A 23,604-nucleotide genomic window follows, 5' to 3' on the forward strand; every position below is an offset into this window, starting at 1 on the left:
TATGAAAGATTTGCTTTCCGAGGTAAACAAATGCTATGATATACTCACTAAAGGAGGCCTAATATTGTACCCTACGGATACCGTTTGGGGAATTGGCTGTGATGCCACAAATGCAGCAGCCGTAGAAAAAATTTATAAACTAAAGCAAAGATCCAATTCCAAGACAATGATCTGTTTGGTGGCCAATGATTTCATGCTGGAACAGCATGTTGAGAAAGTACCGGAACTGGCTTATGACATTATAGATCTTGCCACCAAGCCCACCACCATTGTCTATGAATCCCCTAAAGGGGTGGCAGCAAATTTAATCGCCAATGACAATACTTTGGCCATTAGGGTAGCTAAAGATCAATTTTGCCAGTATCTAATTAAGAAATTTAAGAAACCTATCGTATCTACCTCTGCAAATATAGCAGGACAACCAACACCCACCGGATTTAAAGAAATAGCTGATGAGATTTTAAAAGGTGTGGACTATGTAGTAAATTTGGACCGCGATAAAATTAACAGCACCCCATCTTCCATTATTATGCTCGGTAATGATGGTACCGTAAAAGTGATCCGAGAATAAGAATGACGAATAGAAACCACGAAGAGGCCTTAAATAACCCAATATTTTCTACCATTTCAGATGCCGCCAAGGAACTTTCATTGGATTCATATGTCATTGGAGGATTTGTAAGGGATTATTTGCTGCAAAAGGGAACCCCAAAAGATATTGACATCGTTGCTATTGGCAGTGGAATAGAATTGGCCAAATTAGTCGCCAAGAAATTACCAGGAAGTTCGGAGGTAAGTATTTTTAAAAATTTTGGAACCGCAATGATCAAATTTCAGGATACTGAAATTGAATTTGTAGGGGCAAGAAAAGAAAGTTACCATAGGGACAGTAGAAAACCCGTTGTTGAAAACGGGAGTTTGGAAGATGATCAAAAAAGGCGAGATTTTACCATCAATGCCCTGGCCATTTCACTCAATGCCAAAGACTATGGGCAACTTTTAGACCCCTTTGACGGCATTGGGGATTTAAAAAGACAATTGATCAGAACTCCATTGGACCCTGATATTACTTATTCCGACGATCCTTTGCGCATGATGCGCGCCATAAGGTTTGCCACACAGTTAAACTTTATCATTCATCCTGAATCGTTACAGGCCATTGTAGACAACAAGGAAAGAATAAAAATCATTTCCAATGAACGCATCGTGGACGAATTGCATAAAATATTGGCCAGTAACAAACCTTCCATTGGATTCTCCTTGCTGCACGAAACTGGTCTTTTACCATTTATAATGCCGGAACTAGTGGCCTTGGAAGGCATTGAGGAAATAGAAGGGCAAAGACACAAGGACAATTTTTGGCATACCCTGGAAGTAGTTGATAATATTTCCGAAAATACGGATAATGTCTGGCTGCGCTGGGCTGCCCTTTTGCATGATATTGGCAAGGCCCCTACCAAAAAATTCGATAAAAAAATTGGGTGGACCTTCCATGCACACGAATTTGTAGGATCTAAAATGGTCTACAAACTTTTTAAGCGTCTTAGGTTGCCCTTGAACGAAAAAATGAAATTCGTTCAGAAAATGGTGCTTATGAGTTCCAGGCCCATAGTCCTTTCCGAAGATTTCGTAACCGACTCTGCCGTTCGAAGGCTCATTTTTGATGCTGGCGAGCATGTAGAAGATTTAATGACCCTATGTGAGGCCGATATAACCACCAAGAACCCTAAAAAACAAAAAAGGTATAGGAACAATTTTAAAATTGTCCGTCAAAAAATAGAGGAAGTCGAAGAACGGGACCATATAAGAAATTTTCAACCGCCCATTAGTGGGGAAGAAATTATGAAAACTTTCAACCTAAAACCATCCAAGGAAATAGGGATGATCAAGGAAGCCATTAAGGAAGCTATTCTGGAAGGTGATATTCCCAACGAATACCATGCCGCCTACACCCTAATGTTACAAAAAGGAAAGGAAATGGGGCTCAAATCGGAATAAACATACTCTGCTTTTGGTACGGGAACAAGAGTCCTATTCCCCTAAGTATACAGATATAAACGTCAGGACAAGTACTAGATTCCCCAACCAAGTGTCGGGGTATTCCACTAGAGATCCCGAAAATAATGGGGGTTCGTTCTAGCATTGTAAATTAATGACCCTACAGCTTTTGGAATACGGGTCCAACTAATAAATTACCCTTAACCTTAGCTCTTTTTTTAAGAAAAGAGTGGTAATTTTGCAGGACTCTTTTCAAACATCCAAATGCAAAAAAAATTTACAAAAATCGCCAAGATCAGTCTAGTTTTGGTTTACTTGGTAATTGTGGCCGGTGCAGTGGTAAGAATGACAGGTAGCGGCATGGGATGCCCGGATTGGCCCAAATGTTTCGGTTATTATATACCCCCTACAGATATTGCGGAATTGCAATGGCAGCCTGAAAGGGAATTCAAAAAGGGTCAGGTTATCATAGTAGATGAAGCCTTATGGGTAGCAAAAGAAAACTTTAGTACCACCTCTGCCTATGATGTCAACAATTGGGCTCCTTACACCAAACATGACTACGCTATTTTTAACCCTTTCCATACATGGACCGAATTCATCAATAGGCTATTCGGCGCATTGGCCGGACTGGGAACCCTTATAATGGCCATAGCCTCTTTTGCTTATTGGAAAAAACAAAAATCTATCACCATACTTTCATGGGTCGTAGTATTCGCTATGGGTTTCCAAGCATGGTTAGGCGCTACCGTTGTTTATTCTGTTTTGGCTCCGGCCAAAATAACTATCCACATGGTCATGGCCCTATTTATCGTAGCTCTTATCCTATATTTGATTGAAGCCACGAACAATACCAGCAAATCTTTAAAACCCGATAAAATAACTAGAAACCTTATCATCTTTGTTCTTTTTACCACCTTGGTTCAAGTGGTGTTGGGCACCCAAGTAAGACAATTTGTAGATGTACAAACCGACCTTTATGGTGAAGATGCCCCCAACCTATGGCTCAGTAATGCAACCTTATCATTTTACATCCACCGTTCTTTTTCTATAATCGTGGTCCTTTTGAACTTGGCCCTTGCCATAAGAATCTATAAATTAAACCTTGGTTACTCAAAAATTAATTGGGTATTGGCGATTTTACTTCTGGAGGTAATTTCCGGGATGGCCATGTACTATCTGGATTTTCCTTTTGCCTCCCAGCCATTACATCTTGTGTTTGCTTCGGTTTTATTTGGTTTTCAATTCTATTTGGTTTTGGAAGCTCTAAATGCTTTTAAAACCATGAAAACTTTGTAACTTTGCCACCACAAAAAAAGGACCCAATGATATATAAAATAAGGATAATTTTAGATGCAGAGGAAGATATTTTTAGGGATATAGAAATAGAGGACAGCAATTCTATGGAAGACCTTCACAATGCCATTACTCAAGCCTTTGGCTTCTTGGGTAATGAAATGGCCTCATTTTACACCTGTGATGAGGAGTGGAGACAAGATGAGGAAATTGCCTTATTTGACATGAGTGAAAATGGCTCTGATGTGCGTTTAATGAATGAGATTCAATTGCAGGATATTCTTACGGAGCATTCTCCCAAGCTTATTTACGTTTATGACTTTTTAAGTATGTGGACCTTCTTCGTTGAATTGGCGGACATCGTGGAAAAAGTAGATGCACAGACCTATCCCAATACCCTTTTCAGCTTTGGTGAAATACCGGACTCCCCACCTGAAAAAAAGTTTGAAGCGGATGAAAATGAATTCGATTTTGACAATACCCTTGACAATTACGAGGATTTGGATTTTGATGAAAACTGGAACTAAAAATTCCAATAGCGGCAAATTAAATGTAGTATCACATTAGTATTGGTCAAATTCAGAAATTGATCAAATTAAAGCTTCAGCAGAACTTTAATTACAAAATAACCCTTAAACATTTTTCATTATCCATGATCAACTTATACCCTACCCAAATTGAAACTATTTCCATACATCGTGTGGGAAATAAAAATAAAAGTGAAGGTATCTTTCTATCGGAAGAACCATTTTCACTTAACGATGAAACTACGGGGCTTTTAAAGGAATATTTCTTTAAACCGTTTAGGGAAAAGGAGGAGAATTACTATTATTTTTCACATGAATCCGATGTTGAATTTAACGAGGTATACAAAATCGTTTCCGATATTTTTAATGACCCCAGTAGCCTTCACGCCAATTCAAAAAAAATAGCGACCCAATTATTCGACCAATCCAACCATCCACACATCAAAAGCGGTGAAGTTTATGTTGCCTATCTTACGGATCTAATGTTGGATAATGTAAAGGTGAATGCCGTTGGTATATTCAAAAGCGAGCTTAAACACGATTTCCTGCAATTTCAGGAAAAGGGAAATAGCTTGGATATTTTGGTACAGCAGGGCATCAATATTAATAAATTGGACAAGGGCTGCCTTATTTTCAACACCGATAAGGAAGATGGGTACAAAGTTCTTTCTGTGGACAGCAATCGCTACGATACCAAATACTGGTTGGAAAATTTTTTAGGGGTAGATGCCTTATCCGATGATAACTTTAAGACAAAAAACTATTTAAAATTCTGCCAGAACTTTGCCAAGGATGTGGTTTTGCCTGCGGAGGACAAACAGCAAGAAGTGTTGTTTATGAACAGGGCCGTGAATCATTTTGCCAAAAACGACTCTTTTGAAGAGACAAATTTCTTGAACGAGGTTATGGAGAACCCGGAATTGATACCAGAATTTAAGCACTATAAAGTAGAAAAAGGGCCGAAGTACAGTATCGAGGATGTCTCAACTTTTGACATTGCCAACAAAGCGGTTTCCGATGCCAGAAAAAAAATTAAGAACGTCATTAACCTGGACACCAATATCCAGATAAAACTTGATTTTATCAATCCGGAATCGGCCCAAAAATTTGTGGAAAAAGGCTGGGACGAAGAACGCCAAATGTACTACTACCTAGTCTACTTCAATAAGGAACAGAAAAGTTAGAAATATCCATGAATTAAATGGATACCATGAATTATGAATAATCAAGGCCGAAGTTATATGCTTCGGCCTTGTCTTTTTTAGTATTGTTATTAGGATGATCCTAGAAAATCGAATTTGCCAACCTTATAAATTGATCTTGTTCTCTATAATCTGTTTCATACTAACATCCTCGTAATTTCTTTTCACAAAATCCAAAGCAAGCGCCAACACTTCCCCCATGGTCTTACATGTTCTAAAATTGATATCACCCGTAAGATCATATATATGCTGTGACAGGGCCGCTATATTGTCGTCATTGGATATATCGTCTGTCTTGACTATGGAAATGAGTCGCTTGATACGGTTCCCCGAACTTAAAATTCTTTTGGCTACAATAGAGCGTTCCTCTATTTTGTATTGATCTACCGAATTACGCTGCAACTTCTCCTTGACCAACATGACCATTTGATAATTTTCCTTAAAAAACTGGGGCCTGTACACTTTTAATTTTCCCTCATAACACTGCTGGTCAAAATCTATGGCCCTTATTTTATATACAACGTGGTCAAAATCATGGGTAGGCACAATAACGTAGTTATAAGATCTCATATCCCCCAAAAGGCGAATCATACAACGTTCATTAAACTTGACAAATTCTTTGGCCAACTGCGACTTTTCGGATTCGTTACATTTCGGCAAAAAATCCTTGATAAACACATCTCCCGGAATACCGGCAATATGTTCCTCTATCAACGTATCCCCGTAGACCAGGAAGTTAAGGTTATAAGGAGATAACATATGCTCCAGTTCCAATCCGTAGATCCTAGAGGCGTCGGTCCTTTTTACATAGAAATAAGTAAAATTGTCATTTAGGATATTCCTTACCTTTATCCTAAAAGGCTTGGAGTTACCAAAAGTACAATAGTCCACCGCATCTACATTTAAAAATGGAAATATACTGTCGCTACCATCGGAATGCAGAATGGAATATACTTTTTTTAGACTGATATCGATTTCGGTCCTATCAAATTCGCTATAATACACACGTACCCAAAGAGTGTCCTCCTCATTGGAATCATAGACCACAATAGACCCTGAAAAACGCAATAGATCCTCATAAAAAATAGGAATTTCAATTTTTCTGCTATAGTGCTCCAAATAGGCATCCAATTTTTTATTGACTGGAAATGCAGGCTTTTTCTTGGACATTAATCTTTCGGACATGGAAAAAACTTTAATTTGTAACAAAATAACGATTTCTTCGTCAAGTAAGTACAAACAATCGAAAAAACTATCCCATTTTGGAAACAATATTGACCGTAAACCACCTTACCAAGAAATATGGATATCTAACTGCGGTAAAGGACCTTTCGTTTAGCATTGAAAAAGGCAATGTTTACGGTATATTGGGACCCAATGGCAGCGGTAAATCGACCACATTGGGAATTGTATTGAATGTGGTCAATAGAACTGCCGGTGATTTTTCATGGTTCGGGGGTACCATTTCCACACATGATGCCCTAAAAAGAGTAGGCGCCATCATTGAACGTCCCAATTTCTATCCCTATATGACAGCCATACAAAATCTAAAATTGGTCTGTAAAATCAAGGAGGTCCCCCAAGACAAGATTGAAGAAAAATTGGAAATGGTTGGACTACTGGAACGCAAGAACAGTAAGTTCAGTACCTACTCCTTAGGCATGAAACAGCGATTGGCCATTGCCTCGGCACTATTGAACGATCCGGAAATATTAATTTTGGACGAACCCACCAATGGCTTGGATCCACAGGGAATACATCAAATAAGGGAAATCATAAAAAAAATTGCCTCAGAGGGTACTACTATTCTTTTGGCCTCACATTTATTGGACGAGGTAGAAAAAGTCTGTAGCCATGTGATTATCCTAAGAAAAGGCGAAAAGCTCTATTCTGGCCCGGTTGGTGAAATGTTGACCAGTTATGGTTTCTTTGAACTAAAAGCAGTTGATGGGCCGGCCTTGGTTACATACCTGGGCAACCACCCCAGTTTCGGTCCTATAAAACAGGAGAACGGTTTAATCACCGCTATTTTGAAGGAAGAAATGACGGCAAGCAGCCTAAACCAAGACTTGTTTAATAATGGCATAGTGCTATCCCATTTGGTAAAACGCAAAGAGAGCCTTGAAGAACAATTCCTTAGTTTGACCAATCACAAAGACTAAACGCATAAAAATATGTTACGTTTATTACAGATAGAATTTATAAAACTTTGGAACAATAATGCGAGTAAGGTCCTGATCGTTTCCTATTTTGTCCTTATCCTTTGTATGGCGCTGATAGCCGCCATAAAATTTGACATTGGCCCCATTCAGTTCCATGTGGCCGAACAGGGAATTTTCAATTTTCCATACATATGGCATTTGAATACCTGGATCGCAAGTGGCCTGAAGCTCTTTTTTGCTATAGTCATTGTGTCTATGATGGCTAACGAATACAGCAATAAGACCCTAAAACAAAATTTAATAGATGGGTTGAGCAAGAAGGAATTTATCGCCTCAAAATTTTTGACCGTTTTTGCATTTTCGGTCGTTTCTACCCTTTTTGTTTTTATTGTTTCATTGGTATTAGGACTTTTTTATTCCGATTTTACGGAGGTGTCTATCATATTTTCGGATTTGGAATATTTATTGGCCTATTTTATTAAATTATTGGGCTTTTTCTCCTTCTGTCTTTTCCTCGGAATATTGGTAAAACGCTCTGCCTTTGCCTTGGGCTTTTTAATTATTTGGTTTGCCATTGAAAATTTGGGTATCCGATTTTTGGTATGGTGGCTTGCCGGTAAGGAAGCTTCCGCCAGCGTTATGAAATTCCTCCCCTTAGAGTCTATGAGCAACCTTATCAAAGAGCCGGCCTCCAGATTCAAGGCAGTACAAAGTATGGTAGAACAAGTGGGGGAGCAATTCAATAAGGACTATGCTGTACATTTTTACGAAATTTTGATAGTGGCTTGTTGGACGGCAATTTTCATATATCTTTCCTACGCCCTGCTTAAAAGACGGGATTTGTAATGCCAATTTTCAAAAGCCAATGTCCCCGGCACCTACAACTTGCACAATATACTGTATAGTGCCAAAATGGTCATAAATAGTTGCCGTAGCACCTCAGTATTGCCCGCTATTTGTTAATTTTAGGACATAAAACAAATATGATTTTTGTTTATCATAGGACCTAAAGGAAAAGATCAAATAAAAATTATTGGAGTTCCTGAAAGCATTGCACATGAAATTTAAAGTTGTTTCCGAATTTAAACCTACTGGTGATCAGCCCCAAGCTATTAAGCAATTAAAAGAAGGTATTGAGGCCGATGAGCGCTATCAAACCCTTTTGGGGGTAACAGGATCCGGAAAAACCTTTACGGTAGCGAATGTCATAGAGCAGGTTCAGCGACCAACTTTGGTATTGGCACACAATAAAACCCTTGCTGCACAATTGTACTCGGAATTTAAGCAGTTTTTTCCAGAGAACGCGGTTGAATATTTTGTCTCCTACTATGACTACTATCAACCCGAGGCTTATATTCCATCAAGTGGCACCTATATAGAAAAGGACCTTTCCATTAATGAGGATATTGAAAAACTACGATTGAGCGCCACCTCTTCCCTATTATCGGGTAGACGTGACATTTTGGTAGTGGCCTCGGTGTCCTGTTTATACGGTATAGGTAATCCTGTAGAATTTCAGAAAAATGTTATTGGGATAGAAAAAGACCAAGTCATTCCAAGGACCAAATTCCTTCATCAACTGGTTCAGAGTTTGTATTCTAGAACGACAGCCGATTTTAGAAACGGAAATTTTAGGGTAAAGGGCGATGTAGTGGACGTTTTTCCGAGTTATGCCGATCATGCCTTTAGAATTCACTTTTTTGGGGACGAAATTGAGGAAATTGAGGCCTTTGATCCCTACAAGAATAAAATACTGGAAAAGTATCAACAGCTAAATATTTATCCGGCCAATATGTTTGTGACTTCCCCGGATGTTTTGCAGAATGCCATTCACCTTATTCAGGAGGATATGGTGCTGCAGGTGAATTATTTCAAGGAAATAGGGAAACACCTGGAAGCAAAACGTTTGGAAGAACGTACAAATTTTGATCTGGAGATGATACGGGAACTGGGATATTGCTCAGGAATTGAAAATTATTCCAGGTATTTGGATGGTAGGGAACCCGGAACGCGGCCGTTCTGTTTATTGGACTATTTCCCAAAAGATTATTTGATGGTTGTTGACGAAAGCCACGTTACCATTCCACAGGTACACGCCATGTATGGCGGTGATAGGTCTAGAAAGGAAAATTTGGTGGAATACGGTTTTCGTTTGCCTGCGGCGATGGACAACAGACCGTTAAAATTCGAGGAATTTGAAGCACTTCAAAATCAAGTTATTTATGTGAGCGCCACACCTGCCGACTATGAATTGGAATTGAGCCAAGGGGTTTATGTAGAGCAGGTAATTCGGCCAACGGGCCTTTTGGACCCCATAATTGAAGTCCGTCCCAGCTTGAACCAAATTGATGATCTCATCGAGGAAATCCAAGTGAGGGTTGAAAAGGATGAACGTACCTTGGTCACCACCTTAACCAAACGAATGGCGGAAGAACTGGCCAAATATTTGACTAGAATAAATGTCCGCTGTCGTTATATACATAGTGACGTGGACACCTTGGAAAGGGTCGAAATTATGCAGGACCTGCGCAAAGGTGTTTTTGATGTACTCATAGGGGTGAATTTATTGAGGGAAGGACTGGATCTACCGGAAGTCTCCCTAGTGGCCATTTTGGATGCCGACAAGGAAGGCTTTCTTAGAAGTGCAAGGTCCCTGACCCAGACCGTGGGCCGTGCGGCCAGGAATTTAAACGGAAAAGCCATCATGTATGCGGATAAAATAACCAACAGCATGCAAAAAACAATAGATGAGACCAATTACAGACGTGAAAAACAGAGCAGTTATAATCTTGAAAACAATATAACGCCCACCGCACTGAACAAAAGTTTGGACAGTGTATTGGCTAAAAATTCCGTTTCCACCTATCATTTTGAGAAAGAAGAAATGAAGGCTGCCGAGCCCGACCTATTGTACCTAACCAATGAACAAAGGGAAAAAATGATAAGGGAAAAAAGAAAGGCCATGGAAAAAGCGGCAAAGGATTTGGATTTTATGCAAGCCGCAAAGTTAAGGGACGAAATTAAATCGCTTCAAGAACAGGAATAAGATACCATCCCTGTAAATTTAATTAACAAAGGGTTTCATTGGGATACAACAAAACAAAAAAGCGCTTCGATTTCCCGAAGCGCTTTTACAATCAACCAACCAATCTATAATGCATCCTACAGGATACACAACTACTTTTAAGCTTACGCTATTTCAATCAATCTTTTTGGCTTAGGCAATGCCTCTTCTTTTTTAGGAAGAACAAATTTCAAGATTCCATCTTCGTAGGTAGCGTTGATTTTATCCAAGGAAATTGTTTCTGGCAAACTAAATACTCTTTTAAAGGAAGAAAAAGTAAATTCTTTTCTGGTATATCCATCATCCTCCTTGTTTTCCTCATTCTTTACTTCAGAAGAAATTGTTAGGATGTCATTATCGATTTCAACATTGAAATCTTCTTTTTTCCTACCGGGTATTGCCAATTCCAATACATACTCAGTTTCGGTTTCCTTAACATTGGCGGCGGGTACACTTTGCTTATAGTTATCTACACCACCAAACCAATCCGGTCTTAAAAATTCATTCATTAAAGATGGAAACATAACATTATTTCTTTTTACTAGACTCATGACTTTTATATTTTAAGTTATACTTTAAATTCTCATGAGCTAAAGGGCAAATGTTATACCGAACATATTTTCATGTCATTGTGTCACTTAATTTGATTAACAACAAGTCATTGTGTCGCTTTTATCAATTATTATAAGCTTTGAATATATTGATCAGCACGGCAGGAGGGACCACCTTGTCAGGATAATTATGCATAACGGTAAGCACCTGCTCTATGGCGGCCTGGGGAAGTCCAAATCCCAGTCCTATATTATGCAGCTGTTCAATTTCGACCAAGCGCTGTTCTTGGTCCACATTCATAAGAAGTACCAGACGATGAAACTGTAGGATACGCTCCGCCTCGGATTTAAGCAAGACCTTTTCTGCTTTCTTATGAAAAAGCGAATCGAACGTTTCCTTATCGACCTCTAATTGTTTTGCCACACCCAGCAAAAAATCATACTCCGAATCTTTAATTTCCTTGTCTGCCTTTGCAAAAGAAATCATTTGGGAAAGAATGCCCAACTTCTCCAAATACGTACTCATAAATTACAGTTTAACACGAAGTTACGTTAAATAGCATTGATTTCCAGACTTGGGATACAGGAAAGTAATCCCAAACTAGCTCCACATCCTATTTTTTGTAATATCTTGTGAAAAAATTTATTATTATGACCAATAATGATGTTCTTAAAAAATTAAGGGTAGCCTTAAAATTAAGGGATGATGAAATTGTAGAAATTTTAAAATTAGTCGATTTTAAAATTACCAAGAGTGAGTTGGGCGCTTTTTTTAGAAAGGAAGATCACCCCAACTATGTAGAATGTGGCGACCAAATTTTACGTAATTTTTTAAACGGTTTGGTAATACACTATCGCGGGACCAGGGAGAACCCAAAGGATCCAAAATTATCTTTGCCCAAACCAAAGAAGGAACCCATTTTTAAAGCACATCAAAAGCCGGGATTCAAGGAAAAGCAAAAAAAGAAAATAGACCACGACATTAGTCCCGTAAAATACAAAAACAAAAAAAAGTCCTGATTCTTCAGGACTTTTTAAGTTAACTTCTGATTTTTCCCCAAATTGCCCACCATTTCAACAATCCTTCTATGGGGCATATTTTTAAAATTTTGTTTTCAAGCTTATCAAATCTTGGTCTGTTGGGCACAATTGAAATCAAGCATTAATGGTCTTTCCACAACAAAAAAGGCAGCACTGTAACAGCACTGCCTTTTCAATTTTTATTTCTAATTGGTACTAAGCCAATACTTCCTTAACCTTATCTGCAGCCTCTTGAAACTGAACTGCGGAGTGTACGGCCAAACCTGAATTATCAATAATTTCTTTGGCCAATTCAGCATTGGTACCCTGTAATCTTACAATAATAGGCACTTTTATGGCATCTCCCATATTTTTATAGGCATCCACTACCCCTTGCGCTACACGATCGCAACGAACAATACCACCAAAAATATTTATCAGGATACATTTAACTGCAGGATCCTTCAATATAATCCTAAAGGCCTCTTCAACCCTTTTGGCATCAGCGGTTCCCCCTACATCCAAGAAGTTGGCTGGCTCACCACCGGCCATTTTAATAAGGTCCATAGTAGCCATTGCCAAACCTGCACCGTTTACCATACATCCAACATTTCCATCCAAATCAACGTAGTTAAGACCTACTGCCCTTGCTTCTACCTCAATTGGATTCTCCTCTAGCAAATCACGCATTTCGGCATATTGCTTTCTTCTATATAGTGCATTATCATCAATGGATACCTTGGCATCCACTGCCATAATCTTATCATCGGAGGTCTTTAGAACTGGGTTTATCTCAAATAAACTCGCATCACTCTCCACATAGGCCTTATATAAACTGGTAACAAACTTTGTCATTTCCTTAAAAGCCGTTCCGGACAAGCCCAAATTAAAAGCTATTTTCCTAGCTTGAAAAGGCAATAGCCCAGTGGCTGGGTTTATTTCTTCGGTAAAAATAAGATGAGGCGTTTTCTCTGCTACTTCCTCTATATCCATTCCACCTTCGGTAGAATACATGATCATATTTCTTCCAGCTGCCCTGTTCAGTAAAACGGACATATAAAATTCGCTGGTTTCACTGTCCCCTGGATAATAAACATCCTCGGCAACCAAAACTTTATGTACTTTTTTTCCTTCCGCTGAAGTTTGCGGAGTAACTAAGTTCATACCAATGATAGATCCAGCAATATCTTCTACCTCGCGCAAATTCTTCGCCAATTTAACTCCTCCTCCTTTTCCTCGTCCACCTGCGTGAACCTGGGCTTTAATTACATGCCAACCGGTCCCGGTTTCCTGAGTCAATTGTTTGGCAGCATCTACTGCTTCCTTGGCATTATAAGCCACTAAACCGCGTTGAATGCGTACTCCAAAGCTCGCTAAAATCTCTTTTCCTTGATATTCGTGAAGGTTCATAAATTGAAGGTTCTAATTGTTCAGTTGCAAAAATAGGAAACACAGCGGATTTACCCTAATTAAATAAAACAGAAAAATTCCTAGTGCCACGGACAAAGAAAATGTACCGCAAATAGATGAAAATCGACCAAACACTATATTCACATATCACCTAAACAAAAACGATCTAAAGAAGACATACTTACTGTGATATCCCCACTGAGACTTTTTTACTTAAAAACAATCCCACCTCCCGCTTCCATGCTAAATTTTAAAATCCTTAAAATCTATAGGGTCGAAATTTTTGAAATGTCCGTTCATCCCGATCATTTCCTTTGATTGGTTGACCTGTTTTAAAACTTGAATCGTATTTGTTAAATGGGCCTTTATAAACAACAGACGCTCACTTTCATAGTTCATTTTCAAGAGTTTATATTCTTGTGCAAGGGAAAGACCTATCTTGTGTACCAATTGATAGATATCAAAATTCTCCACCGTAAGACCCAAAATGGATACATCCATTAATCCATAGAGTTCTATAATAAGGCCGAGGACATTTTCTTTTAAGGTGGTAACGCTATCATCGTAATAGGGTAAAAATTCTACCATGCCCGCAGCATATAATTTGCCATCCATAACTTTATGGAAATTATTTATTTTGAAGGCACGCCGACCAATACAGATAATATCCATTTCCCCGGTATCGTAGGTTTTGATTATTTCTTTTAATTCCAACTCCGTTCCATACGCTATTTCCCCATCAATATAGGCTGGAACACCAAAATTCATAGCCTTTTCCTTCACATCCTGTATCAATTGCTTGTAGCGTTCTTCAAAAATATGAAGAGCCACTGTCTCACCAGGAAAAAAAACGGACGGTAAAGGAAACATGGGTAGCAGCATAAGTTTTTTTGTTTAAAATTATAGCGGTATCAACCAAAAAGTAGACTGAGTAAATCCAACAATTGTTATATTAATAACAATATGTTACATTTTTCAACCATTGCTATATATTTTTGCTCAAAAACAATAAGTAGACTAAATTTGCACAAAATATTGAACAATGCGAAATACTGATTTATTAAAGATAGCAAAAACTTATGGTGACCCTGTCTATGTATACGATTCTGAAAAAATAATTTCCCAGTTTCATAGATTGACCAATGCATTCAAAGACGTAAAAAATTTACAATTAAACTACGCCACAAAGGCGCTTTCAAATATTGCCATTTTAAAATTGATGAATAGTCTGGGAAGCGGCCTGGATACGGTTTCCATACAAGAAGTTCAATTGGGACTCATGGCCGGTTTTGAGCCGAGCTCTATTATATTCACCCCAAATGGGGTATCCTTGGAGGAGATCGAAGAAGCTGCAAAATTGGGAGTGCGTATCAACATAGACAACCTATCCATTTTGGAGCAGTTTGGTAGCAAGCATCCAGATATTCCCGTTTGTATCAGAATTAATCCGCACGTAATGGCAGGAGGAAATTCTAAAATATCGGTAGGCCATATTGACTCCAAATTTGGCATCAGCATACACCAAATACCTCATTTATTGCGTATCGTTAATCTTACGAACATGAAGGTAAATGGGATACACATGCATACTGGAAGTGACATTTTGGATATAGATGTATTCCTTTATGCCTCCGAAATTCTTTTTGAAACGGCCAAGAATTTCCAAGATCTTGAGTTTATAGACTTTGGAAGTGGATTCAAAGTGCCCTATAAAGAAGGGGATATTGAAACCAATATTGAGGAATTGGGTAAAAAATTAGGAAAGCGTTTCAACTCTTTTTGCAAGGAATATGGAAGGGAATTGACTTTAGCTTTTGAGCCAGGTAAATTTTTGGTCAGTGAGGCAGGATTCTTCTTGGCAAAAGTAAATGTGGTAAAACAAACCACTTCGACCGTTTTTGCCAGTGTAGACTCGGGATTCAACCATCTTATTCGCCCCATGTTCTATGGCGCCATCCACAGCATTGAGAATATCTCCAATCCCGAAGGACGTGAACGCTATTATTCCGTGGTAGGTTATATTTGTGAGACCGATACTTTTGCCAGCAATAAGCGTATTAGTGAGATTTCCGAAGGGGACATCCTGTGCTTTAAGAATGCAGGTGCCTATTGTTTCACAATGGCCAGCAATTACAACTCAAGATTTAGACCGCCTGAGGTTTTATGGCATGAAGGGAAAGCGATTCTGATCAGGGAAAGGGAAACTTTTGATGACTTAATCAAAAACCAGATCGATGTCCAGGACTTGTTCACGACTGTTAAAGAAAAGGCAATAGCAAAATAAAATTGCTGAATTTTCGTTAGTTTTGATGTTGTTGTCGGACTAATCCCTTAAAATATGGTCGTGAAATTAGTTTCCAAATCATTTTTCAAAATAGCTATTCTTCTTGGTCTGGCCATTTTACCCTTTGGTAGCATGGCACAGGAAGTTAAATGGCTAAGTTGGGATGAAGCCGCCAAATTGGCCGAAACGGAGAAAAATCCGAAGAAAATTTTTATTGATGTCTATACAGATTGGTGTGGATGGTGCAAAAAAATGGATAAGGATACTTTTCAGAATGCCGAAGTGGCCGAATACATGTCCAAGAATTATTATATGGTAAAATTGGATGGAGAAGGTAAGGAACCTATAGTTTTCAGAGGCAAGACCTTTAAATTTGTTCCTTCGGGCAGAAATGGATATCACGAATTTGCAGCAGCATTGATGCAGGGTAAAATGAGTTATCCTACGACAATATTCTTGGATGAAAAGATGAATATGCTATCGCCCGTTCCTGGTTATCAGAAGCCGGAACCTTTCCTAAAAATAGCCAAATATTTTGGTGAAGACATTCACAAGGAGAAAGACTGGAATACCTACGACAGCGAAAGCAAATAGAAAATTAGACATAATATAGTATAAAAAAAGCCGGTTATACCGGCTTTTTTTATTTGTCTAAGTACAACTTACCTACTATAGTTGGGTGATTCCTTGGTAATGGTTACGTCATGTGGATGGCTTTCGTTAATTCCACTTGCCGTAATCTTAACAAATCTTCCAGTCTCCTTTAGCGTTTCGATATCCTTGGCCCCGCAATATCCCATCCCGGCACGCAGACCTCCAATAAACTGATGGATACTTTCATAAAGATCTCCCTTATAAGGTACGCGACCCACGATTCCTTCCGGTACCAATTTTTTGATATCGTCTTCCACATCTTGGAAATACCTATCCTTACTACCTTGCTTCATGGCCTCGACAGAGCCCATCCCTCTATAGGATTTAAATTTACGCCCTTCGTAGATAATCGTCTCTCCCGGTGATTCTTTTGTTCCTGCCAACAAAGAGCCCAACATTACTGTATCAGCTCCAGCGGCAATAGCCTTGGGAATATCTCCAGTATAACGGATTCCGCCATCGGCGATAACTGGTACCCCACTGCCCTTAATGGCGGCAGCTACTTCCAATACAGCTGAAAATTGAGGAAAACCAACACCTGCAACCACACGGGTGGTACAGATTGAACCAGGACCAATTCCGACTTTCACGGCATCGGCTCCCGCTTCTACCAAATACTTCGCAGCTTCTGCAGTAGCTATATTCCCTACAATCACTTCCAAATCTGGAAATCTCTTTTTAACTTCCTTTAAAACGGCAACTACACCTTTGGTATGCCCATGAGCAGTATCTATCACAACGGCATCTACCCCTGCATTGACCAAAGCTTCCGCCCTATCCACAGCGTCACCGGTAACCCCTAAAGCTGCGGCAACCCGTAATCTTCCGTACTGATCTTTATTAGCAATTGGCTTTTGGGTTAGTTTTGTAATATCCCTAAAGGTGATTAAACCAACCAGCTTGTAGTCCTTGTCGACAACAGGTAATTTTTCAATTTTATTTACCTGCAATATATCCTCCGCCTGCTCTAAGGAAGTCCCTTCGCTTACAGTAACAAGATTTTTGGAGGTCATAACCTCGGATATGGGACGATCATTATTTTTCTCAAAACGAAGATCCCTATTGGTCACAATACCTATCAGCTTGCCTTCAGCATCCACAATGGGTATTCCACCAATGCTAAATTCCTTCATGTTCGCTTTTGCATCCCTTACCTTAGAATTTAATGGCAGGGTAACAGGATCTATGATCATACCACTTTCCGCCCGTTTTACCTTGCGGACCTTCAGCGCTTGCTGTTCTATGGTCATGTTCTTATGCAAAACACCTATTCCACCTTCCTGGGCAATGGCAATGGCCATACGTGATTCCGTTACGGTATCCATAGCCGCAGAAACAATGGGAACATTGATCGTAATGTTTCTAGTAAATTTTGTTTGAATATTAACTTCCCTAGGAAGTACTTCTGAAAAAGCTGGAACCAAAAGTACATCATCGTACGTAAGTCCTTCTCCAACAATTTTATTTAGGTGAGCTTGCATAGCAATTAAAGATTAATTGCGTGCAAATATACTACATTTAAAGGAACTGATGAACAGTTATTGTGTTAATTGACTGTTACCGTTTTCTTACACAATTGATAAACCACCAAGAGGGCAGCAATACTATAGGTCAAGGTCATTAAAATTCCGGAAAGAATAACCACATATTTCATCCATAGTAGCCCCGACCACATAAAATAAATACCCCCGAAAGTCAAAATCACGGATAAAAAAGGTTCAATAGTCAGGAACATTTTAAGCTTGTGAGGAAGTTTGGCAAGCCATACCAGACCGCCAAGTAGAAAAAATATGAGCGACATGGAAAGTATATGCGTATGTATTATGGTAAGCATCTCCCGTTCCCCTTTTTTAAACTTCATTACCTCGGCCTCTTCATCATCTTCATTTCCCAAATAATTTTCCACAATTCCTTGGGGCGATGAAGTACTGGTTTCAGAAACAAACAAAAGACCTGTATAAAAGCCAATACTTAGAACAAGAACAAAGATGGCGACAAACCATTTTATTCCCTTGGGCAGTGTCAGTAATAGACCATCATACCCCATTAAAGCATCTTTTTTTCTTGAAGGATTCCAACCGATTGCAATAGGTTATCCATGGAGTTGGTCATGGAACGTACAGAAATTGTTGCCCCGGAAATACCGTCTATGTTGGTTTCATGGCTAACCCTATCTTTTCCTGTTTTACCGGTAAATTGTTCCAACCACCTCTTACTTCCTATTTCCCCGCCATATTCCTCCCGATATATCAAAACCTTGGAGTGGATGATTTCCAAATTTGGATTGAAGACAACCAAATAATCGAACTGCGCAGTTTTACTGGGAGCCTGATCAACAAAGGCATAACCCAACAGGGTTTTGTCTTGTTTTATCTGAAAGAAATTATCAGCGGTAATTTTGGTTGGAAGAAGATCGCTTACTGCTTTAGAAACAGCAATTGGCACTAAGGAATAATTAGCGGTATCAAATACCTTTTCTACTTCCTTATCCATTTTCTTTTGAACATTTTTAGGGATTCCAAACCCAAAAAATACCATAGAAAATATAATTAATACAACCGATGTCCTCTTTCTAAAATTCATGCCCCAAATATACTAATTTAGAATCATTTTTAATAACAATTGAGATATTTAGGGCTATGAATTAGTAATTTTTATATTTCTGGATTAGAACCAAACGCCTATTCCAAAATTCAAAACATTGGGTAGGTCACTATTGTCAACTGCGTTCGACTTGAATTGATAATCCCCTTTCAACACTACTCCTGGAGCCAAATGATAGGTAAGTCCTGTTGTTACATCCGTTTTGTTGTATGCATCGTTTCGTACCAAGGATCCCGCTGTATCCGCGTGGGTATCATATTTTTCGTATCTGGCAAAGGCAAATAGTTTTTGCTCATTACCAGCGGGCAAAAGATTATAGGCACCTTCCACATACCATCCTTGTAGGGCACTACCTAAATTACTACCGGTCAAGGCGTTGTAATCCTCGGTATCCGAAAGGGAGGCATAAATAAATTGTCCTCTTGCCGTAAAATTCCCATAAGCGTATCTGGCATCCAAGCCAACCATTGAAATTCCAATGTTTGCCCCGGTAAGTTCCTCAACATCATCGGCCGCCTGTGTTTTACCGAAATATCCTGAAAGTCCCAAACGCAGGCCAGGTACTCCATAATAATCCAATTTGGCAGAAAGGGTTGGACTATCTATGGTAGATTTGATTCCTTTTTGTCTTCCGCCCCTTAAACCGCTGGAACCTTGTAAAAATCCACTGATTCCACCTTCGCCGTCGGCCTCGGTAGATTTAAATCCGTTGAATAAATACGCTTGATAGCCTAAGGAAAGGTCGTTTACCCTCCCGAAGACACCAACTCCAAGTTCCCTCCAAGTGGTAGGCACTATCACATTGTCCATGGCAGGACGCTCTGTTCCGTTAAAAGTTGTGGGTTCGTGGTATTCGTTAACGATGCCCATGGGCACCAACATTAATCCACCTCTTAGATTTACGCTATTTCCAAGATTATAGTTAACAAAAGCCTGTTCAACATATACTTCCTCAACATGCTCAAATTCTATTTCCGTAACAAATTGAGCCCTATCATTGAATCTATAACCCAAAAGTAGTACCAACCTTTGAACGTCTATCTCCCCATTGTCACCTTCCGGCTGATTGTAAAGCATTTCTCCATAAGCACCTACAGTAACCGCCGAGGCATAATTCCCGGATAGCAAACGCTGGGCCGCATTCAATTGTTTTTGTGGATCCAAGGTAATGGAATCATTGGCAGTCTGAGCAAATACTCCAGTTGTTAGGAGTAATCCGAATAGTAACGAAATCCTTTTCATTATTTAATTGTTCTTATTTAGATTGGATAAATTTAAATTTCGGGTGCAAATATAATGGCAAGAACCAAACTGACAAACTTAATTTAAACTAAATCTAAATAAACGTTAAAATTTAACAAAAAGCGAAGTAATCATGAGATATTCTGTCCAAAGTATTTTAGTGATATGAAGAGAATAAATCCGAAGCCTTATTGAATGCAGCTTCAAAAGCCATCCAATTAACATTGGTATCTGCCTTAACAGCGGTGAAGTAGGAAAGCATCTTCTCCGTAGGCATATTTCCTGTTAGCTCATCCTTGGCCATGGGACAGCCCCCAAATCCTTGTACCGCACCATCAAATCTGCGACAGCCGGCCTTGTAAGCGGCATCAACTTTTTCATGCCATTTGGAAGGGGTAGTATGCAAATGTGCGCCAAATTCAATTTCAGGGAATTGGGGAATCAGGTTGGAAAATAAATAGTCGATCACTTCCGGGGTCGAAGAACCCACTGTATCTGAAAGAGATAATATTTTTACTCCCATCCCGGCCAGTCTTGTTGTCCATTCACCCACTATCTCAACATTCCAAGGGTCCCCATATGGGTTCCCGAACCCCATAGAAATATAGGTAACCACTTCCTTGCCGGAGTCATTCGCAATCCTCAAAATCTCTTCCAAAGTAGCTACTGATTCGGCAATGGTCTTATGGGTGTTCCGCATTTGAAAATTCTCCGATATGGAAAAAGGATATCCCAAATAATCAATGGAATTATGTTCGGCAGCATCCTGGGCTCCCCTTACATTGGCCACAATAGCCAATAACTTACTTGTAGTCTTGGACAGGTCCAATTGGGCAAGGACCTCCGCCGTATCCACCATTTGAGGAATGGCTCTGGGCGAAACAAAACTCCCAAAATCAATAGTATCGAAACCACAATTCAAAAGGGATTGAATATACTTTACCTTTTTTTCTGTTGGAATAAACGTTTTGATACCTTGCATGGCATCTCTAGGACATTCTATTATTTTAATGGTATTGGACATTCCCCTGCTTAAGCTTTATCAAAATTAATATTATTTATCAGATATCATCAGATAAACGGCAATACCCACAAAAACGATAATCTGAAGCCATTTCAAAACCTTTCCCAATTGCCCGTGCTCCCTTATATATTTGGAAATGGTCCCTGAAAGGATGGCTATGGCACTAAAAATGGTAAAAGAGACCAATATAAATATCCCGGCAAGCACATAGAACTGTAATACAATGCTTAAATAATTACTGAACAAAAACCCGGGAAAGAAAGCCAAGAAAAAAATAGTAACCTTAGGATTAAGAACGTTCATTATAAATCCTTGTTTATATAGGGCTCCCAATGATTTTTTGCTTACCCCGCCACTGGATAATTCCAGTTGATCACTACTCCTAAAAACCTTATAGGCCAAATAGATAAGATAAATGGCGCCAAACAACTTTATGACAAAAAATAGATTTGGGTTCTGTTTAATAATAGCGGAAACCCCAAAGGCCAGCAAGGTTGCATGTACCAAACAGCCGGTCATTAATCCCGCTACGGTTGCTATGCCGTATTTCTTTCCATTGGTAATACTTTGGATCAGTACAAAAATATTGTCCGGTCCTGGAGAAATGGCCAATGCGGCCGTGGCCAATACAAATGTCAATAAAATATCGTAATTCAAATCCCGGTAATTTGCATAGTGAACAAAGGTCGGAAATTAGCGATTATTTGTCGCTTTTTCTATAAATAAAGGTACTAAACCAAAGTGGAAACCTTGCCCCTCCTTTTAGACACTGATACCAAGGGCGTGATTCATAGGACTAGCATATAGCAATTAATCTAAAGTATTTCAATATAAGTTTGTCTAATATAGTCTGATAAATATCCAACCAACGAACAACCCTTAACCATCTTTTTTATATCTTCCACAAAAATTTATATATGAAACCAGTTTTTTATACCGTGAGCCTATTGGCTGCAATACTATTGATGAGTTACAACATCCCCAACACTAATAATTTGAACAAGGATTTAACAATGAAAAACTCCGAAAAACAGGACAGCGTATTGCGCCATGTAGTACTTTTTAAGTTTAAAGCCAATACCTCCAAAGAGGATATTGCAAAAGTAGAGGCCGCTTTTAGTGCCTTACCCTCCAAAATACCACAGATAGTAGGTTACGAATGGGGAATTAACAACAGTCCTGAAGGATTGGACAAAGGCTTCACCCATTGTTTTTTCCTTACCTTCCACAGTGAGGAGGATCGTGCCATATATCTTCCACATCCGGACCATAAGGCTTTTGGAGCCGTATTGACCCCACATTTGGATGATGTTACCGTGGTGGATTATTGGACTAAATAATAAAAGCTGTTAAAGGATAATAATTATCGACCTTTTCCAAGAAAAAGCAGGCTTACCCAACATTGGGACAAGCCTGCTTTTTTTTACTAAATAAAACTGTTTATCCCTTTCAGTCCTTAATTCTACTAACAATAGCCTTGTTGATCTTCTTAATAAGTGATGGGCCTTCATAAATAAACCCCGTATACAATTGGACCAAATCGGCACCGGCGTCCAGTTTTTCAAGTGCGTCTTCTGCAGAATGAATTCCACCGACCCCTATAATAGGAAACGCCTTATTGCTTTTTTGTGCCAAAAAACGGATTACTTCCGTACTCCTTTTGGTAAGAGGTTTACCGCTTAAACCACCCGCTTCTTCTTTTAATAAAATATCGGATTTCAAATTATCACGGGTAATAGTGGTGTTGGTTGCAATTACCCCATCTATATTTGTATCCTTGACAATACCTATAATATCCAGCAACTGGTCATCCGTTAGATCTGGGGCAATTTTCAAAAGAATAGGTTTTTCCCTTCTATTCTTTTCTTTTGCCAATTTGCTATTTTCCTTTTTCAATTCCTTCAGCAAGGCCGTTAAAGGTTGCCTATCCTGAAGTTCCCTTAGACCGGGGGTATTAGGTGAGCTAACATTTACAACAAAATAATCCACATGATCGAATAGGGCGTCAAAACATATCAAATAATCCTTTGCTGCCAGTTCGTTGGGGGTCACCTTGTTCTTCCCTATATTACCCCCGATCAATACCCTGTGATTTTTCTTTAGATTTTCAACAGCATCGAATACGCCCTTATTATTGAAACCCATTCTGTTGACGATGGCTTGATCTTTCTTTAAGCGAAACAAGCGCTTTTTTGGATTTCCATCCTGAGGTTTGGGAGTCAAGGTTCCGATTTCAATAAATCCAAATCCAAAATCGGAAAGTTCGTTGTACAACTTGGCATCCTTGTCGAAACCTGCTGCCAATCCTACCGGATTTTTGAATTTTAAACCAAACAATTCACGTTCCAGACGTGGATCATTGACCGAATATATGGCCCTAAATAATCCAGCAAATCCTATACTGGAAAAAAAACGAATTGTTCTAAAAGTAAAATGGTGAACTCTTTCGGGATCAAATTGAAAAAGTATGGGTCGGATAAGCTGCTTATACATTTAAATTATTTTCCGCAAAAATACAAACTACCCGTGCTAAACTATCCTAAGCACACGCTTTTTATTAACATTT

General features: G+C 39.1%; 24 protein-coding genes. 12 read left to right on the forward strand and 12 right to left on the reverse strand.

Going from position 1 to position 23,604, the window contains the following annotated elements; genetic code table 11:
• Window position 1 precedes the first annotated feature (1 nt).
• The 5 genes from BUA60_RS11850 to BUA60_RS11870 all read left to right on the forward strand — a co-directional run bounded on the left by BUA60_RS11850 (window position 2) and on the right by BUA60_RS11870 (window position 5,005).
• Window positions 2–571: an L-threonylcarbamoyladenylate synthase gene (locus BUA60_RS11850; RefSeq protein WP_072861984.1), complete on the forward strand. Its 570-nt coding sequence runs from the start codon at window positions 2–4 to the stop codon at window positions 569–571.
• Between the two features lie 2 nt (window positions 572–573).
• Window positions 574–1,998, forward strand: a complete 1,425-nt coding sequence (locus BUA60_RS11855) for a CCA tRNA nucleotidyltransferase (protein WP_072861985.1) — start codon at window positions 574–576, stop codon at window positions 1,996–1,998.
• Between the two features lie 264 nt (window positions 1,999–2,262).
• Window positions 2,263–3,297, forward strand: coding sequence for a COX15/CtaA family protein (locus BUA60_RS11860; RefSeq protein ID WP_072861986.1), 1,035 nt, complete (start codon window positions 2,263–2,265; stop codon window positions 3,295–3,297).
• A gap of 26 nt (window positions 3,298–3,323) precedes the next feature.
• Window positions 3,324–3,821: an IS1096 element passenger TnpR family protein gene (locus tag BUA60_RS11865; protein WP_072862080.1), complete on the forward strand. Its 498-nt coding sequence runs from the start codon at window positions 3,324–3,326 to the stop codon at window positions 3,819–3,821.
• A gap of 125 nt (window positions 3,822–3,946) precedes the next feature.
• On the forward strand, window positions 3,947–5,005 hold the full coding sequence (locus BUA60_RS11870; protein WP_072861987.1) for a nucleoid-associated protein: 1,059 nt from the start codon (window positions 3,947–3,949) through the stop codon (window positions 5,003–5,005).
• A gap of 123 nt (window positions 5,006–5,128) precedes the next feature.
• On the opposite strand, the gene BUA60_RS11875 is transcribed toward BUA60_RS11870, so the two are convergent.
• Window positions 5,129–6,208, reverse strand: a complete 1,080-nt coding sequence (locus tag BUA60_RS11875) for a hypothetical protein (RefSeq protein WP_072861988.1) — start codon at window positions 6,206–6,208, stop codon at window positions 5,129–5,131.
• A 77-nt stretch (window positions 6,209–6,285) separates the two neighbouring features.
• Between BUA60_RS11875 and BUA60_RS11880 the strand changes: the two genes are divergently transcribed.
• From BUA60_RS11880 to uvrB, 3 genes are all read left to right on the forward strand, one after another.
• The gene (locus BUA60_RS11880; RefSeq protein ID WP_072861989.1) at window positions 6,286–7,185 is read left to right on the forward strand and encodes an ABC transporter ATP-binding protein; all 900 of its coding nucleotides are present in this window, start codon (window positions 6,286–6,288) and stop codon (window positions 7,183–7,185) included.
• Between the two features lie 12 nt (window positions 7,186–7,197).
• Window positions 7,198–8,031: an ABC transporter permease gene (locus BUA60_RS11885; protein ID WP_072861990.1), complete on the forward strand. Its 834-nt coding sequence runs from the start codon at window positions 7,198–7,200 to the stop codon at window positions 8,029–8,031.
• A gap of 211 nt (window positions 8,032–8,242) precedes the next feature.
• A complete protein-coding gene (gene uvrB / locus BUA60_RS11890; protein WP_072861991.1) occupies window positions 8,243–10,231 on the forward strand; it encodes an excinuclease ABC subunit UvrB in 1,989 nt (662 codons plus the stop codon).
• 143 nt (window positions 10,232–10,374) lie between these two features.
• Here uvrB and BUA60_RS11895 read toward each other — a convergent pair whose 3' ends face one another.
• On the reverse strand, window positions 10,375–10,800 hold the full coding sequence (locus BUA60_RS11895; RefSeq protein ID WP_072861992.1) for an Hsp20/alpha crystallin family protein: 426 nt from the start codon (window positions 10,798–10,800) through the stop codon (window positions 10,375–10,377).
• A 124-nt stretch (window positions 10,801–10,924) separates the two neighbouring features.
• Entirely contained in the window at window positions 10,925–11,326 is a 402-nt protein-coding gene (locus BUA60_RS11900) for a hypothetical protein (protein ID WP_072861993.1), read from the reverse strand.
• A gap of 125 nt (window positions 11,327–11,451) precedes the next feature.
• Between BUA60_RS11900 and BUA60_RS11905 the strand changes: the two genes are divergently transcribed.
• Window positions 11,452–11,820 carry a DUF1456 family protein gene (locus BUA60_RS11905; RefSeq protein WP_072861994.1) on the forward strand — a complete coding sequence of 123 codons (369 nt, stop codon included), beginning with the start codon at window positions 11,452–11,454 and terminating at the stop codon, window positions 11,818–11,820.
• Window positions 11,821–12,036: 216 nt separating this feature from the next.
• Here the strand turns inward: BUA60_RS11905 and sucC are convergent, their stop codons facing one another.
• Window positions 12,037–13,230 (reverse strand): ADP-forming succinate--CoA ligase subunit beta, encoded by a 1,194-nt coding sequence (sucC, locus tag BUA60_RS11910; RefSeq protein ID WP_031443424.1) that lies wholly within the window; start codon window positions 13,228–13,230, stop codon window positions 12,037–12,039.
• 243 nt (window positions 13,231–13,473) lie between these two features.
• Window positions 13,474–14,112, reverse strand: a complete 639-nt coding sequence (locus tag BUA60_RS11915; protein ID WP_072861995.1) for an LON peptidase substrate-binding domain-containing protein — start codon at window positions 14,110–14,112, stop codon at window positions 13,474–13,476.
• 160 nt (window positions 14,113–14,272) lie between these two features.
• Between BUA60_RS11915 and lysA the strand changes: the two genes are divergently transcribed.
• Together lysA and BUA60_RS11925 are read left to right on the forward strand one after the other, a co-directional pair.
• Window positions 14,273–15,514 carry a diaminopimelate decarboxylase gene (gene lysA / locus BUA60_RS11920; RefSeq protein ID WP_072861996.1) on the forward strand — a complete coding sequence of 414 codons (1,242 nt, stop codon included), beginning with the start codon at window positions 14,273–14,275 and terminating at the stop codon, window positions 15,512–15,514.
• A gap of 60 nt (window positions 15,515–15,574) precedes the next feature.
• Window positions 15,575–16,108, forward strand: coding sequence for a thioredoxin family protein (locus BUA60_RS11925; protein WP_072862081.1), 534 nt, complete (start codon window positions 15,575–15,577; stop codon window positions 16,106–16,108).
• Between the two features lie 68 nt (window positions 16,109–16,176).
• Here BUA60_RS11925 and guaB read toward each other — a convergent pair whose 3' ends face one another.
• From guaB to BUA60_RS11955, 6 genes are all read right to left on the reverse strand, one after another.
• Window positions 16,177–17,649 carry an IMP dehydrogenase gene (gene guaB / locus BUA60_RS11930; protein WP_072861997.1) on the reverse strand — a complete coding sequence of 491 codons (1,473 nt, stop codon included), beginning with the start codon at window positions 17,647–17,649 and terminating at the stop codon, window positions 16,177–16,179.
• A gap of 65 nt (window positions 17,650–17,714) precedes the next feature.
• The gene (locus BUA60_RS11935) at window positions 17,715–18,215 is read right to left on the reverse strand and encodes a hypothetical protein (protein WP_072861998.1); all 501 of its coding nucleotides are present in this window, start codon (window positions 18,213–18,215) and stop codon (window positions 17,715–17,717) included.
• Entirely contained in the window at window positions 18,215–18,661 is a 447-nt protein-coding gene (locus BUA60_RS11940; RefSeq protein WP_245802538.1) for an FMN-binding protein, read from the reverse strand. Before BUA60_RS11940 ends, BUA60_RS11935 begins: the two co-directional genes overlap by 1 nt.
• 174 nt (window positions 18,662–18,835) lie before the next feature.
• A complete protein-coding gene (locus BUA60_RS11945) occupies window positions 18,836–20,014 on the reverse strand; it encodes a hypothetical protein (protein ID WP_072862000.1) in 1,179 nt (392 codons plus the stop codon).
• A gap of 157 nt (window positions 20,015–20,171) precedes the next feature.
• Window positions 20,172–21,038: a hydroxymethylglutaryl-CoA lyase gene (locus BUA60_RS11950; RefSeq protein ID WP_072862001.1), complete on the reverse strand. Its 867-nt coding sequence runs from the start codon at window positions 21,036–21,038 to the stop codon at window positions 20,172–20,174.
• A 30-nt stretch (window positions 21,039–21,068) separates the two neighbouring features.
• On the reverse strand, window positions 21,069–21,695 hold the full coding sequence (locus tag BUA60_RS11955) for a LysE family translocator (RefSeq protein ID WP_072862002.1): 627 nt from the start codon (window positions 21,693–21,695) through the stop codon (window positions 21,069–21,071).
• Between the two features lie 260 nt (window positions 21,696–21,955).
• Here BUA60_RS11955 and BUA60_RS11960 point away from each other — a divergent pair, with 260 nt between their 5' ends.
• Complete coding sequence (locus BUA60_RS11960) at window positions 21,956–22,378, forward strand: Dabb family protein (RefSeq protein ID WP_072862003.1); 423 nt, start codon at window positions 21,956–21,958, stop codon at window positions 22,376–22,378.
• Between the two features lie 109 nt (window positions 22,379–22,487).
• On the opposite strand, the gene BUA60_RS11965 is transcribed toward BUA60_RS11960, so the two are convergent.
• Complete coding sequence (locus BUA60_RS11965; RefSeq protein WP_072862004.1) at window positions 22,488–23,531, reverse strand: quinone-dependent dihydroorotate dehydrogenase; 1,044 nt, start codon at window positions 23,529–23,531, stop codon at window positions 22,488–22,490.
• Between the last annotated feature and the right edge of the window lie 73 nt (window positions 23,532–23,604).

This window comes from Arenibacter palladensis, assembly GCF_900129275.1.
GTDB lineage: Bacteria > Bacteroidota > Bacteroidia > Flavobacteriales > Flavobacteriaceae > Arenibacter > Arenibacter palladensis.